This is a genomic window from Ruegeria sp. YTSC325 (assembly GCF_059609525.1).
Genome location: NZ_JBXWLY010000014.1, coordinates 66343 through 81466 on the forward strand (window position 1 = coordinate 66343; position 15124 = coordinate 81466).

Sequence of the window (15124 nt, forward strand, 5' to 3'; positions counted from 1 at the left end):
ATCTTCCTAATGCGCGCCGCGCTCCTCCAATACCATGAGTTGGCCCACTGCGTTCTCGATGGATTGTGCGCCGGCTTCGGCCCGACCTGATAGTAATGAAGCCCCAATCGCGGCTGGAATGGCGACCACCAACCCTGCTGCAGTCGTCAAAAGTGCTTGCCATATACCACCTGCCAGAACCGAGGCATTTGCAGCGCCCTGTGCCAGCTCGAGCTCTTGAAAAGACTGGATCATTCCGGTCACTGTACCCAGCAAACCCAGCAGGGGTGAGATCATTGCAATCAATTCCAGCACGCGAATCCAGCTGATCATTGTGGCAAATTCCAAATTGCCGCGCCGTGTCAGCTCGGCCATTAAGGCGGGGCCTTTGAAGCCGTCGATAAGCCCCTGCATCGCGTAGGCACACACCCGGTCCGCTGGGGATTTGCCCGCGGCGGCAGCCTGCTGCGCTGCTTGCCGTTCGCCCTTGGACCATTGTACAAAAGCTGCGTCCCTTACTGGTCCGCCCGAATTGACAGGGGCCAGTTTGATCACTTTGACGACGATTATGGTCAGAGACAGCAGGGATAGCAGCCCCAGAATGGCGATGATTGGGCCTCCGGTGCCCAAGTTTTCCAAGCCCGGCATGACTTATTGCGCCAGATTGGCAGCGGTCTTGCTGTCCAGCGCCAGAAGCGGGAAGCAATCGACAGGGTCGGAATTCTGCGGTTTGCATGCAGGCAGGTCGTGCAGCAGAATTTCAGAAATATCCGAGCACTCAATTTCGGGGATTTCGAACAGTTTCAGAGTGGTCCGCTGAACGGGCAGAGGGGCGGCGTCAATCGACAGAAGCCGGTCGATCACCCCATCTTTGTCAAGGATCGCGAGCGACATTTCAAATTCTTCGAAACTGTTGTCTGTCTGATTGCGAAAAAGGAAAAATGCGCGGCAGCCTCCTGCTTCGCCGGGTTCGAATTTGTTAAGCTCGATTGAAAGCCTGCTTTCGTCCGCCTGGGCCATTAAAGCTGCACATGAAAGCGCGATGGCTGCAATAAGTCTTGTTCTCATTCTTCTCCCCATTCCCGATTGGCGGGCTTGCGCCGTAGTTCCGAAACACCGCTTCGTCCGACTTTGAGCAATCATTGCAGCATTGAACCGCAGGCAAGAAGAAAAAAATACATTGCAACTACATCTAAATCCGTCAGGCAAAAGAAAAATCGCTGTTGCCCACCGTAGCGGCCAAGCAATGTCGTAAAAAAAACGTATTTTTAAGGTTTGACTTTGTGCCGGGTGTGCGGCTGATTCAACACAATGACTGGGCTTAAAACGTGAAATGTGTGCAAGTTTTGTCACTCTGTGAAATAGTTCATATTGGTAGTCGGGAACATCACGTTAAGCGGTGCCAACAAACGAAAAAGCGGTTCTCAACCGCCACGTTATTGGGGAGAGTATGAATTTATCGTCTTATCTGGAGCCCAGAAACGAGGACCAGCCGAGCGGCGAAAACCTGGAATATGATCCGGCGTTTACCGATCTGGAAATAGCCGCGCAGCCCGGCGAAGAACGGCAAATGGGTGACGAGGTCGTCGCTGCCGAAGAACAGGATTGGGGCGATGTCGAGTCCAAAGCGCTGGCGATCATGGAGCAAAGCCATGACCTGCGTGCCGCAGTTTATCTGGCCGAGGCCGTATTGCACACCAAGGGCCTGCCTGCATTTGCGACCTCTCTGAATTATATCAAATCCCTGCTCGAAGATTTCTGGGAGACATGTCACCCCGAGCTGGACGAAGATGATGGCGATGCGACAATGCGGATCAACGCGGTGCGTGGTCTGGCTTCGTCGGATCGCATGGTAAAAGCGCTGCGTCGCACGGGTCTGACGGACAGCCGTATGTTTGGGCGCATGACTCTGCGTCACTTGGACGTTGTGGATGGTCGGATCAATATGCCCGCCGATCTGGACGACATCCCGGACGCCAACAGCGTTGCTGCAGCCTTCAAAGACACCGATGACGAGGTGCTGTCTGCAAATGCCGATGCGGTTTCGTCAGCGCTAGAGGATGTCAGCGCGATTGACGCTGTGTTCTCGGACAAGACGCCAGGCGAAGGCCCCGATCTGGATCCTTTGATTGTGGGGCTCAAGAGCATCAAGCAAGCACTGGCCCAATATGCCGATGTTGGTGAGGTTTCTGCCGATGACATGGTAGATGCAAGCGTTTCAGCGCCTTCTGCGGCCCCGACTGGTGGTGCGGCAGCGCCTGCACCTGCGGGCGGTGGTGCGATCAATTCGCCCGACGATGTGACCCGGATGCTGGATCGCATTATGGACTACTATGCGCGGTGCGAGCCATCCAGCCCGCTTCCCATTTTGCTGGAGCGGGCCAAGCGCTTGGTCAATGCCGACTTTCTTACGATCATCGAAGACATGGCCAAGGAAGGCCTGGACGAAGTACGCCAGATTGGTGGCCTGAAAGATGATGATGACGATGGATTTTAATCCGCGCCCGGCAGCGCCGGGGCGGGGACCGAAACAAAAAACTGACGGATGAATCGAGGAGCAACAGATGGCTGACAGTTCACAAAAATTCATAGCCCGGAACAGGGCTCCGAGGGTTCAGATCGAATATGATGTGGAGCTTTACGGAGCCGAGAAAAAGGTGCAGCTGCCCTTCGTTATGGGCGTCATGAGCGATTTGGCCGGTAAGTCTGAGGTGGAACAGCCTGCCGTCGCTGACCGGAAATTCCTGGAGATCGACGTCGACAATTTCGATGACCGGATGAAGTCGATGGCGCCGCGTGCAGCGTTTACCGTGCCGAACACCCTGACCGGTGAAGGTAATTTGGCGGTGGATATCACTTTCGAAAGTATGGACGATTTCAGCCCTGCTGCTATCGCCGCCAAGGTTGCTCCGCTGAAAGAGCTGCTGGATGCGCGGACGCAGCTGTCCAACCTGATGACGTACATGGATGGCAAAACCGGGGCCGAGGATCTGATTTCGAAAATCATGCAGGACCCCAGCCTGCTGAAAACACTTGCAGCCCAGCCCAAACCGGGCGGCGATGCTGCCGAGGAGGAATAAAAGATGGCCGATCAAGAAGCCAATGTAGAAGCCGCCGAAGGCGCAACAGCGTTTGGATCCTCAGAATTCGAAGCGCTGCTGACCAAGGAATTCCGTCCAAAATCGGATCAGGCGAAAACCGCTGTGGAAAGCGCGGTTAAGACGCTGGCCGAGCAGGCGCTGGCCAATACCGGCCTGATTTCGGATGACGCTTTGCGCTCGATCGAAGGTATCATTGCCGAGATCGACAAGAAACTGACCGAACAGGTCAACCTGATCTTGCACCACGAAGAATTCCAACAGATGGAAAGCGCGTGGCGCGGCCTGCATTATCTGGTGAACAACACCGAAACCGACGAGATGCTGAAAATCCGCGTGATGAACATCTCGAAGAAAGACATGCACAAGACCCTGCGCAAGTTCAAAGGTACCGCATGGGATCAGTCGCCGATCTTCAAGAAACTCTATGAAGAAGAATTCGGCCAGTTCGGGGGCGAACCCTATGGCTCGCTGGTGGCGGATTACCATTTCGACCACAGCCCACAGGATATTGAGCTGCTGGGCGAGATGTCGAAGATTGCTGCCGCAGCCCATGCGCCTTTGATCACCGGGGCCAAGCCCAGCCTGTTCCAGATGGACAGCTGGTCGGAACTGGCCAACCCGCGCGATCTGACCAAGATCTTCCAGACGCCGGAATACGCCGCATGGCGTTCCTTGCGAGAAAGCGAAGATTCCAAATATGTCGGTCTGGCGATGCCGCGCTTCTTGGGGCGTTTGCCTTACGGTTCTAAAACCGAACCGGTCGAAGCATTTGCGTTTGAGGAAGACACAAGCGGTGCCAACAGCGACAGCTATAGCTGGGTGAACGCGGCCTATGGCATGGCGGTTAACATCAATCGCTCGTTTAAGGAATATGGCTGGTGCTCGCGGATTCGCGGTGTGGAAAGCGGTGGTACGGTCGAAGGCCTACCCGCGCATACTTTCCCGACCGACGATGGCGGCGTAGACATGAAATGCCCGACCGAGATTGCAATCTCGGACCGGCGCGAGGCTGAGCTGGCCAAAAACGGCATGATGCCCCTGATCCACCGTAAGAACAGCGACTCGGCGACGTTTATCGGCGCGCAATCGCTGCACAAGCCTGCGGAATACGATGATCCGGATGCAAGCGCCAACGCAAACCTTGCCGCGCGCCTGCCGTATTTGTTCGCGACCTGCCGTTTTGCGCATTACCTGAAATGTATGGTGCGCGACAAAGTCGGGTCGTTCAAAAGCCGTCAGGACATGGAAAGCTGGTTGCAGGACTGGATCAACCAATATGTTGACTTCAACGCCGACATTTCCGCCGAAGCCGAGAAGGCGCGCAAGCCACTGGCCTCGGCCGAGGTTGTGGTCGAAGACGTCGAAGGAAACCCCGGATATTACACTTCCAAGTTCTTCTTGCGTCCCCATTACCAGCTGGAAGGTCTGTCCGTATCCCTTCGACTGGTATCCAAGCTACCGTCTGAAAAAGCTGGCTAAAATTGAGAAAGATCGGCGGCGAGTGAAGTGCTTCACTGCCGCCGATCCAAACCTCAAATATCTCAGTGCTATCTCTAATCTCCAAAGGAAACGAAAATGGAAAACATCTTTATCAAAATGGACTTCCCGGGTGAAGCCCGCGAAAAACAGCACACTGACTGGATCGCTTGTAAAGAGGTCAGCTGGGAAGTTTCGCGCACATTGGACATGGGCGACATGGGCACCACCCAACGCGGCTATGCGAATGCAAACTTCGGCAAGGTTTCTCTGCAAACCGAACTCAGCAAAGCGTCTGCCAAGTTGATGACTTATGCTGCATCGGGCAAAGCCAATGGTGAAATGACCATTCACCTGTGCCGCTCGGGCGATGACGAAAAGAAAGGCATGGAGCCTTATCTGATTTTCACTCTGCGGGACGCCATTGTGGACAGCTACTCGGTTACGGGTGGTGAGGAAACAATCCCGTCGGAAAACTGGACCGTCGCCTATCGCGGTATCTCGATCAAGTACAAGATCGCAGATTTCAAAACCGGCAAGCTCAGCGATTGCAACGAGTTCAAGTGGAACTTGGAAACCGGCGACGTCAGCTGATTTTCACCACGATCCGGGCTTTGGCGGCGCATGTCGCCCAAGCCCTCTGTAATTATTATCCTGACGACGCGAGGCCCGCATGACGCCGGAAGACCATCTAAGAACAGGCGATCTGACTGCCACGCTTACTGCGCTGCAAGACAAAATCCGCGCCAATCCCGCAGATGCCAAACTGCGGATTTTCCTGTTTCAGCTTTTGTGCGTTATGGGCGACTGGAAACGCGCAATCACGCAGTTGAAACTGAGCGCCGAAATGGATGAGGCGGCCACGATGATGGCCAAGACCTACCGCGAGGCGATCATCTGCGAAGTGTACCGTGAAAAGGTCTTTGCAGCCGAAAAGACACCCATGGTTTTCGGCGAGCCCGAAGAGTGGCTGGCCCACCTGATCGAAGCGCAGAAACTGACGGCCGGAGGTAATTTCGAGCAAGCTGCCGAAATGCGGGCGAAAGCCTTTGATGCAGCCCCTGCAACTTCGGGAACTGTCAACGGTGAGGCATTTGAATGGATCGCTGATGCAGATATGCGTCTGGGTCCGGTTCTGGAAGTTATTGTAAACGGTCGTTATTTCTGGCTCCCGTTTTCTCAAATTGCCCGGTTAGAGATCGAAGCCCCCAGTGATCTGCGCGATGCCGTCTGGACGGCGTGCACATTGACTGTCGCCAGCGGCGGAGAAGTCGCTGCGCTGATCCCGACACGGTATCCCGGTACAACCCAGCAGGGTGATGATGCAGCACGTTTGGCGCGGGCGACAAGTTGGATGGATGCGGGCTCTGATACATTTGTGGGCGTGGGTCAGCGTCTGCTGACAACAGATCAATCCGATGTCGCCTTGTTGGATGTGCGCGAACTGGTACTGAACGTGGCCACCGAGGCCGGGGAAACGGCAGGAGATGGCTGAGAAGACCCTTGCCGAACGCCTGCAGCCTTCGCTTCTTGATCGGCTGACGGACGATGCGCCGGACCAGCAAAAAGAGGGTCGCCACGCACGTGTGATCGACGTCGGAAGGCTTAGGGAAATCATCCAGCGCGATTTGTCCTTGCTTCTTAACACCACTGATCAGTCCGATCTTATCGATGAAGACGTTTACCCGCACGCGTCGAAATCTGTCCTCAACTATGGCATTCGCGAGACGTCGGGCGCCTTTTCCACATTGCGGCAAGCGCAACGTATTCAGCGTTCGATTTCCGACTCCATCGAGGTTTTTGAGCCACGGATCGTTAAGGGTTCAGTTGCAGTGGATTTGCGTTCTGAAAAGGGCTCGGGTGAAATGCATGTTGAATATGACATCCGTGCCGTCATGTGGGCGCAACCGATGCCCTTGGAACTCTATTTGCGCAGCCGTGTAGATATAACGACCGGCGAAGTCGCAATCGAGCGGAGTTGACGTAATGGACACCCGGTTGCTTAAGCAGTACGAAACCGAACTGGCCTTTCTGCGCGAAATGGGGGCCGAGTTTGCGGCCGCTTACCCCAAGATTGCGTCGCGTCTGGGCATGGAGGGGATTGAGGTCGTCGACCCCTATGTAGAACGGTTGCTGGAAGGCAGCGCCTTTCTGGCGGCCCGGGTTCAGTTGGAACTGGACATGCAGTTCCCGGCCTTTACCTCGAACCTTCTCGAAATCGTGTATCCGCATTATCTGGCCCCTACGCCCTCGATGATGATTGCCCAATTCGAGCCTGACATTGGCAACGCTGCGCTAAAAGAAGGTTATGAAATTCCCCGTGGTACGACGCTGCGTTCGCATTTGGCCGAAGGCGAACAGACAGCTTGTGAGTTCACGACCTCAGCCGATATGACGCTGTGGCCCATCGAGATTACCGAGGCCGAGTATATCGACGGTCGAGGTGAACTGGTCGCAGCAGGGGTCGCAAAAGAAACTGACGCACGGGCTGGTATAAGGCTTCGTCTCAATCGGACCGATGGCGAGCCCATGTCAGAGCTGGCCTTGGACAGGCTTGTACTACATCTGGACACTCAAAGCGGCAAAGCTTGGGCGCTGCACGAACTTCTGGCGACACAATGTGTCGGTTTGACAGGACGGTCGACGGATCGACGTGCTGACTGGACCGTCCGCTTGACTGGAGCGGATGCGGTTCCCAAAGGGTTTGAACGGGAAGAGGCCCTATTGCCGACGCCGCGCCAATCCTTTGATGGCTACCGGTTGCTTCAAGAATATTTTTCAATGCCTGAACGGTTTCTGTTCGTAGAGCTGACAGAGTTGCAGCCAGCGTTGCGGCAATCAACGGGTACCGATGTCGACATCTACGTTCTGTTGCGCGACGGGATGCGTGATGTTGCTCCGGCGGTCGCACCTGCAGCGTTCGCGTTGAATGCTGTTCCTGCCGTCAACTTGTTCCGTCGCAGATGCGACCGGGTGCACATTACCCAAATGGATATCGAACATCACGTCGTTCCTAACCGAACAGCAGGGCTGGACTTTGAGATTTTCGCGATAGACCGGGTAACTGGAATTCAGTCTGACGAGGAAGGGGACATCCCGTTTCGTGCCTTCTACAGCGAAACTGATCTGACGGCTGCGGGCGATAATCATTCGGCCTACTACACGATCAAACGCCGTATGCGTCAGCGCAATGAAAAAGAACGTCTGCGCGGCGTGCGCACCTCGTATCTTGGATCCGAGGTGTATCTGTCTCTGGTAGACCGGGCCGAAGCACCTTATCCGGGAACGCTGGATCAGTTGGCGGTCGAGGCTTTGTGTTCGAACCGCGATCTTCCCATGCTTCTGGCAGCAGGAGGCGCGGATGTTTTCCACTTGCCCGAAGGGGGCCCAGTCAAATCCGTGCGCACTCCGGTGACGCCCACACGCCCTCATGCAACGCTGGCACAAGGCGATGCGGCCTGGAAACTGATCAGCCATCTGAGCCTGAACTACTTGTCCATCGCCGGCGACGGCAAGGAAGGCGGCGCTGGGGCGCTGCGCGAATTGTTGGGAATTTACGCCCCTCTGGGCAACCGCGTGACGGAAAAGCAACTAGAAGGTGTTGTTTCCGTTAGCAGCCGTCCGATTGTACGGCGCATGAGCGACGAAGTTCTCAGCACCGCCGTTCGCGGGCTCGAGATCACATTGGGCTTTGACGAAAGCTTTTATGAGGGCACCAGTGTTTATGTTCTGGGTGCGGTACTGGAACGGTTTTTTCGAAAGTACACAACCATCAACAGCTTTACGGAAACTGTTCTTAAGACCGAAAGGCGAGGAGAGATTGCCAGATGGCGACCAGCGGCGGGCATGGGCAGGGTCATTTGAACCTGCTTGCCGCTCTGGCGGCACATCCTGAAAGGCATCACGTCTTTCAGGCGCTTCGCGTGATCGAGGCGCATTACGCCGACGCGCCGCGTCTGGGTGAATCCCGCCGTCCGCACGAAGACAAGGTGCGACTGGGTCAGGACGTGTCGTTGGCCTTTCCGCCCACCACGCTGACCCGGTTCGAACCGGCAACGGACGGCGCACCCGGTAAGCTGAGCAATTTGTTTTTTGGCTATTTCGGCCCGCAAGGGCCTTTACCGCTGCATCTGACGGAATTCGCTCGAGACCGGTTGCGTAACCACCGAGATCCGACCTTTGTCGCCTTTACCGACATGCTGACACATCGAATGATGAGTTTGCTTTACCGGGCATGGTCGGCCGCTGAACCAGCCCCCAGTTTTGACCGTGGGGATGATCCCTTCGAACAACGCGTTGCCGCTTTGGCCGGGTTCAAGGGAGACGGGTTCGATGACCGGGACGAAATGCCTGACATGTTGCGTCGGTTTTTCGCCGGACATCTGGGATCAGGAACCAAGACCGTCGAAGGGCTTATCGCGATTCTGTCTGATTATTTCGGCGTCGAGGCTCATGTGCAGCAATTCGTCGGCAGCTGGCTTGAACTTGAACCCGACGATACATGGCAGTTGGGTGGACCCGCGCGTTTGGGGCAGTCCACAAGTATTGGCAACCGGGTCTGGTCGCGCTCTGCCAAGTTTCGCATCCGACTGGGGCCGGTCTCTTTCGAGGATTACAAACGCCTTCTGCCCGGAGGTTTATCGCAAAAACGGCTCGAGTCCATTCTTCGCACGTATGTCGGAGATACACTGGATTGGGAGGTCAATCTGGTGTTGGCCGGTGACGAAGTCCCACGCGCCTCGCTAGGCGGTACAACGCAGCTGGGCCATACAAGCTGGATCAGAACCCGCGACGACCCGGATGAAATGCGTCCGGATGTCGACGATCTGATCCTCTACGCCGGATATATGAACCAAGAATTTGAGGCCGCTGAACCGGTCCATAACGAGAGGTAATGAAGATGACGGAAATCAGCCGCGTGTCGCTGTTCGGCAAGCTGAACAAGCTGGGCTATCAGGCGATCGAAGGGGCCACCGTGTTCTGCAAGATGCGGGGCAACCCTTATGTCGAAATCCAGCACTGGCTGCACCAGATCCTGAACGGTCAGGACAGTGATATTCACCGCATCATCCAGCACTATGATTTGGACCCCGGCAAGATCGCGTCCGAACTAACCCGTTCGCTGGATATGTTGCCGCGTGGGGCGTCCTCGATCTCGGACCTAAGCGATCATCTGATGGACGCGATGGAGCGCGGCTGGGTCTGGGGCTCGCTTCTGTATTCCGACAGCAAGGTGCGCACCGGCTATCTGATCCTTGGTATGCTGAAGACGCCTGCGTTGCGCAACATTCTGGCCAGCATGTCGCCAGAACTGGCCAAGATCGGTGCCGATGATCTGGCCGACAAGTTTGCCGAAGCCACCGATGGCTCGCCCGAGGACACGCTGGGCGCGCAGGATGGTTCAAACGTCGGTGGCGGGGCCGAGCCGGGCGAGGCCAGCGGCGCGATGGCCCCCGGTGCCATGGGCAAGGGTGAGGCGCTGGAGCAGTTCTGCACCGACCTGACCGAACAGGCTCGCAACGGTGAGATTGATCCGATCGTGGGTCGTGACGAAGAAATTCGACAGATCGTCGATGTGCTGATGCGCCGCCGTCAGAACAACCCGATCCTGACGGGTGAGGCTGGAGTAGGTAAGACCGCCGTGGTCGAAGGGTTCGCTCTGCGGATTGCGCGCGGCGACGTGCCGCCCGCGTTGAAAGATGTACGCCTGTTGGTGCTGGATGTGGGCCTATTACAGGCCGGTGCCTCCATGAAAGGCGAGTTTGAAAACCGTCTGCGTCAGGTGATTGACGAGGTTCAGGCCAGCCCGACGCCCATCGTGATGTTTGTCGATGAAACCCACACTTTAGTCGGGGCAGGGGGTGCCGCAGGAACTGGCGACGCGGCCAACCTGCTGAAACCGGCACTGGCGCGCGGTACGCTGCGCACCATTGGCGCGACCACATGGGCTGAATACAAGAAATACATCGAAAAAGACCCGGCTCTGACCCGGCGATTCCAAGTTGTACACGTCGAAGAGCCCGATATCCCCAAGGCGGTTCTGATGATGCGGGGAATTGCCTCGATGCTGGAAAAACACCACCGTGTGCAGGTGTTGGATGAGGGGATCGAAGCGGCCGTTTCGCTTTCCGCCCGCTATATCCCCGCACGGCAGATGCCGGACAAATCGGTCAGCCTGCTGGATACGGCTTGTGCGCGTGTCGCGGTGTCTCAGCACGCGGTGCCGGCCGAGGTGGATGATAGCCAACGCCGGATTGAGGCCCTGACCACCGAGTTGGAGATCATCGAACGGGATGAAACCGCCGGATATGACGTGGCCGACCGGCGCGAGGCGGTGAATGTTGCGAAAGAGGCGGAAGAGGCGCGGTTGGCCGAACTCAACGGGCGTTGGGAGGCTGAGAAGAAAGTGGTCGAGGAAATCCTCGACCTGCGAGCTAAGCTGCGCGCAGGCGGGCAGGAGGTCGAAGGCACCGGCACCGCAGAGGGCGAAGCCGCGACCGAAGAAGCGCCGGATGCACAATCCATCGACCGCGATGCGCTGCTGGCGGAGCTAAAAGCCAAGAACAACGAGTTGGAAGAACTGCAGGGCGACAGCCCCCTGATCTTGCCCATCGTTGATCATCAGGCGGTGGCGAGTGTCGTTGGTGATTGGACTGGCATCCCTGTGGGTCGAATGGTCAAGGATGAGATTGAAACGATCCTGAACCTTGAAACCCGTCTGGCCCAACGCGTCATCGGTCAGGACCACGCGATGAAGATGATCGCTAAGCGTGTGCAGACCAGCCGCGCGGGGCTCGACAATCCCAACAAGCCCATCGGTGTCTTTATGCTCGCAGGTACCTCGGGCGTCGGTAAAACCGAAACCGCGTTGGCGCTGGCCGAGGTGCTTTACGGTGGTGAACAGAACGTCATCACCATCAACATGTCCGAATATCAGGAGGCCCATACGGTCAGCAGCCTGAAAGGCGCGCCTCCGGGTTATGTCGGCTATGGCGAGGGCGGTGTTTTGACCGAGGCGGTGCGGCGCAAGCCGTATTCCGTTGTGCTGTTGGATGAGGTTGAAAAGGCCCACCCCGACGTACACGAAATCTTCTTTCAGGTCTTCGATAAGGGCGTGATGGAGGATGGCGAAGGCCGCGTGATCGACTTCAAGAACACGCTGATCCTGCTGACCTCGAATGTCGGCACCGAAATGATCATGGATATGTGCGCCGATCCCGACCTGATGCCGGAACCCGAAGGCATGGCTAAGGCGCTGCGCGACCCGCTGCTGAAAGTGTTCCCACCTGCGCTGCTGGGACGTCTGGTGACGATCCCATATTATCCGCTCAGCCCCGATATGCTGGGCGAGATCACCAAGCTGCAACTGGGCCGCATTAAGAAACGCGTGCAAGAGGCGCATGGTGTGCCGTTCGAGTACACGGATGCGGTGGTCGAAGAGATCGTCAACCGCTGTCAGGAATTGGATAGCGGAGGGCGTATGATCGACGCGATTGTGACCAACACGATGCTGCCCGATATCTCGGCTGAATTCCTGAAAAGAATGATGGATGGCCAAGAAGTTAGCAAAGTCGTGATCAATGTCACAGACGGCGACTTCACTTATGGATTTGACTGAGCGAGACCGCGCTTTGACGGATCACAAACCAATAGAATTTCGCCAGTGGAGGACCCCCTAGATGGCAAAGACAACAGTCACCAAACATAAGTTTTACGTCGTTGATCTGATCCGATCGAAGCCCAAGCTGGAATACATCGAAATCCCGAAATACCGGGTCGATGTGGCGTTTGAAATCACGAAATCGGGCAAGCTCAAGAAACCCGATCCGGTGCCCTCGACGGCGTTGAAACGTTTGGAAGACGCCGGCCGGCAAGTGCTGGATGATTACGAAAAGACCATCACTCAAGAAGCTATCAAGCTGGACAAGAAGGTCGGCGAATTGATGAAGACGCCTGGGAAAAAGTCCCAGGCTGAAGCTGAAAAGCTAATTCAAGGCGTCAACCAGTCCATCAAGAATGCCATGGCTTCCGCCGAAAGCGCGGCCCAGGTGGCGATCGAAAAAAAGCTGAAAGATGAGGCCAACAAAGACAAGCTGCTGAAAGAAGCGCGCGTCAAAACCACGGTCAAAGTGACCATGGGTGTGGTCAAGATCAGCGGAGCCGTCGCGCGTTTGGTCGCAACTTCAGGCGCGGATGCGATGGCGTATAAGACCATCGCCAAGCAGGTCTATTCTCTGGGCAAAGAACTTCAGCAACAGCTGAAGGGCGAGGAAAAACTGCGTAAGGATCTGTACAAGGCTATCCAGAACTACATGAAGCTGCGCGAAAGCGTCATCATGCAGGCGGCAGAGCGTCAGGGCATTACGGATACTTCGGGTATTTCCGTGAAAAAGCCTCTGGAAGCGATTAAGAAGTTCACCGCTAAAGCGGTGGCGATGGGTGAGGAAGTCACCAAAGGCAAAGACCCCAAGACAATCGCAAAGAACATGCTGGATTTTGCGGCCAAGGCAGTCAAAGGCAAGGCGGATGACGCCAAGAAAGCCAGAGAGAAATATCGCGAACACACGACGAAGACGCGGCATAAAGTTGATGACCTGGGCGCATCTGCAGACAAGCTTATGAAGGCTGCCCGAGGTTCGAAAACCCTGAAAGAAGGCATCAAACTGGGCGCGGAGTGTATGAATGTTAAACGTTCGGCCAGTGAATTGTCGAAAAAGCTGGAAGATCGGGAAAGTTTCCTGACCGAAATGAACACTCTGATGGAAGGTAACGGACTAAAGGTGGATGACACAGCGATCATCGACAAGATCAAGGCGCTGGACAAGAAAACGATCGCGACAGAAGCCAAGAACATGTTCACCAACATCAAGACCGTGAAAGGTATGATCGACAATATCAGTGATGCTGTAGGATGATCGACATCTAAAAAGGCCGGGCGCATCACACGAGCGCTCGGCACCAGCAAGACGACAGGAGGCAAGGGTGGAAGACGGTATCGAGAAGAGCGAAACGCTCCGCGAAACCGTGCGCGCGTTCGTCGAACGCAAGGCGGTAACCAACACAATTCTGGGTGTGATCATTTTCAACGCAATCACGTTGGGACTGTCCACCTCACCTTCGGTTCAGGCCAATGTTGGCCATGTCCTTCGGGTTATCGACACTGTCGTGCTGGGAATTTTTGTGGCGGAATTGCTGCTCAAATTCTACGCTTACCGTCTGAGTTTCTTTAATAACGCCTGGAATATTTTCGATCTTGTGGTTGTAACGCTTGGCCTGCTGCCTAACCGTGATGGGTTGTCGGCGCTTCGGGGGTTGCGTGTTATTCGCGCGATGCGATTGCTGTCAGTCATTCCGCAGATGCGGTCGGTGGTGCAGGCGCTGCTGGACGCGCTGCCGGGGATGGGCGCGGTGATCATCATGATCTCGATCGTGTTCTATGTCTTTGCCGTCATGGCCACGCTGATGTACGGCCCAGACTTCCCCGATTGGTTCGGCACGCTGGGCCGGTCGCTTTACACGCTGTTCCAGGTCATGACGCTGGAAAGCTGGTCGATGGGCATCGTACGTCCGGTGATGGACGTGCATCCGACGGCCTGGATATTCTTTGTCCCCTTCATCGTCATAACTGCCTTTTCGGTATTGAACCTGTTCATTGGCCTACTGGTCAACACGATGCAGTCGGCGGTTGAAGACGAGTCAGTGGAAGAGTTTTCGCACCTTCGGGACCTTGTTCGCAGTGAAACGGATATCGTGGACGAACACGTGATGGAGCTTATGGTCGAGGTTAAAGCCCTCCGCCGCGAGGTCGCGGAATTGAAAGGACAAGGCAATGGCTGACAACTCGCAAAAGTTCATTGCGCGTAACCGGGCGCCGCGCGTTCAGATCGAATATGACGTGGAATTGTACGGGGCCGAAAAAAAGGTCCAACTTCCATTTGTGATGGGCGTGCTCAGCGACCTGTCAGGAAAATCCAACGCCGAGACCCCGTCGATTTCCGACCGCAAGTTTCTTGAGATTGACGTCGACAATTTCGACGACCGCATGAAGGCGATGGCCCCGCGCGTCGAATTCGCGGTGCCGAACACGCTGACCGGCGAGGGCAACCTGTCGGTCGATCTGACATTCGAGAAAATGGACGATTTCAACCCGGCCCAGATCGCCGCCAAGATCGAGCCATTGCAGAAGCTGCTGGATGCACGAACGCAGTTGGCTACTCTTATGGCGTATATGGATGGCAAGGCAGGTGCAGAGGCGCTGATCGAGAAGATCTTGGCTGATCCTGCGTTGTTGGCAACGTTGGCCAGTAGTCAGGTTGATCAGCAAGATACACAGACAACACTCGATGCCCTGCGCGAAATGGCGCCAGAGGAAGCTCCTGATGATCGCTCGGTCGCCGATGCTTTGGCCTCTCTGCCCGACGCTGAAATTGAAGAGCCCACATATGACACGTCAGATGTCTTATCAAATCTTTCCGCTGCTGCGCCGCAAGACGCACCGGAAGACAGGTCTGTGGATGACGCCTTAGCTTCTTTGCCCGAAACTGTCGATACTGACACTCCGCAGGATG

13 protein-coding genes and 1 pseudogene are annotated in these 15124 nt (G+C 56.0%); 12 read left to right on the forward strand and 2 right to left on the reverse strand.

Annotated elements, in window-relative coordinates; all coding sequences use genetic code 11:
* Positions 1-6: 6 nt before the first annotated feature.
* Positions 7-627, reverse strand: coding sequence for a MotA/TolQ/ExbB proton channel family protein (locus AC2FF7_RS17845; RefSeq protein ID WP_496906070.1), 621 nt, complete (start codon positions 625-627; stop codon positions 7-9).
* 3 nt (positions 628-630) lie between these two features.
* Complete coding sequence (locus AC2FF7_RS17850) at positions 631-1047, reverse strand: hypothetical protein (protein ID WP_170356421.1); 417 nt, start codon at positions 1045-1047, stop codon at positions 631-633.
* A 382-nt stretch (positions 1048-1429) separates the two neighbouring features.
* On the opposite strand from AC2FF7_RS17850, the gene tssA reads away from it, so the two are divergent.
* The 12 genes and pseudogenes from tssA to tssB (AC2FF7_RS17910) all read left to right on the forward strand — a co-directional run.
* Positions 1430-2476, forward strand: a complete 1047-nt coding sequence (tssA, locus tag AC2FF7_RS17855; RefSeq protein WP_480869827.1) for a type VI secretion system protein TssA — start codon at positions 1430-1432, stop codon at positions 2474-2476.
* A 67-nt stretch (positions 2477-2543) separates the two neighbouring features.
* Positions 2544-3059: a type VI secretion system contractile sheath small subunit gene (gene tssB, locus AC2FF7_RS17860; RefSeq protein WP_170356373.1), complete on the forward strand. Its 516-nt coding sequence runs from the start codon at positions 2544-2546 to the stop codon at positions 3057-3059.
* A 3-nt stretch (positions 3060-3062) separates the two neighbouring features.
* On the forward strand, positions 3063-4559 hold the full coding sequence (gene tssC / locus AC2FF7_RS17865; protein WP_170356374.1) for a type VI secretion system contractile sheath large subunit: 1497 nt from the start codon (positions 3063-3065) through the stop codon (positions 4557-4559).
* 96 nt (positions 4560-4655) lie between these two features.
* Positions 4656-5150, forward strand: a complete 495-nt coding sequence (locus AC2FF7_RS17870; RefSeq protein ID WP_170755842.1) for an Hcp family type VI secretion system effector — start codon at positions 4656-4658, stop codon at positions 5148-5150.
* Positions 5151-5229: 79 nt separating this feature from the next.
* Positions 5230-6051 carry a type VI secretion system accessory protein TagJ gene (locus AC2FF7_RS17875; RefSeq protein WP_170356376.1) on the forward strand — a complete coding sequence of 274 codons (822 nt, stop codon included), beginning with the start codon at positions 5230-5232 and terminating at the stop codon, positions 6049-6051.
* Positions 6044-6538, forward strand: a complete 495-nt coding sequence (gene tssE / locus AC2FF7_RS17880; protein ID WP_496906071.1) for a type VI secretion system baseplate subunit TssE — start codon at positions 6044-6046, stop codon at positions 6536-6538. The genes AC2FF7_RS17875 and tssE overlap by 8 nt, the downstream gene beginning before the upstream one ends.
* Positions 6539-6542: 4 nt before the next feature.
* Positions 6543-8420: a type VI secretion system baseplate subunit TssF gene (gene tssF, locus AC2FF7_RS17885; RefSeq protein WP_496906072.1), complete on the forward strand. Its 1878-nt coding sequence runs from the start codon at positions 6543-6545 to the stop codon at positions 8418-8420.
* Positions 8384-9451: a type VI secretion system baseplate subunit TssG gene (gene tssG / locus AC2FF7_RS17890; RefSeq protein WP_496906073.1), complete on the forward strand. Its 1068-nt coding sequence runs from the start codon at positions 8384-8386 to the stop codon at positions 9449-9451. The genes tssF and tssG overlap by 37 nt, the downstream gene beginning before the upstream one ends.
* Positions 9452-9456: 5 nt before the next feature.
* On the forward strand, positions 9457-12174 hold the full coding sequence (gene tssH, locus AC2FF7_RS17895) for a type VI secretion system ATPase TssH (protein ID WP_496906090.1): 2718 nt from the start codon (positions 9457-9459) through the stop codon (positions 12172-12174).
* A gap of 61 nt (positions 12175-12235) precedes the next feature.
* A complete protein-coding gene (locus tag AC2FF7_RS17900; protein WP_480869819.1) occupies positions 12236-13471 on the forward strand; it encodes a hypothetical protein in 1236 nt (411 codons plus the stop codon).
* A gap of 67 nt (positions 13472-13538) precedes the next feature.
* A complete protein-coding gene (locus AC2FF7_RS17905) occupies positions 13539-14393 on the forward strand; it encodes an ion transporter (RefSeq protein WP_170356381.1) in 855 nt (284 codons plus the stop codon).
* Positions 14386-14862 (forward strand): annotated as a pseudogene (gene tssB, locus AC2FF7_RS17910) (type VI secretion system contractile sheath small subunit); the annotation flags it as partial. The gene AC2FF7_RS17905 and the pseudogene tssB (AC2FF7_RS17910), both read left to right, overlap by 8 nt.
* Positions 14863-15124 lie beyond the last annotated feature (262 nt).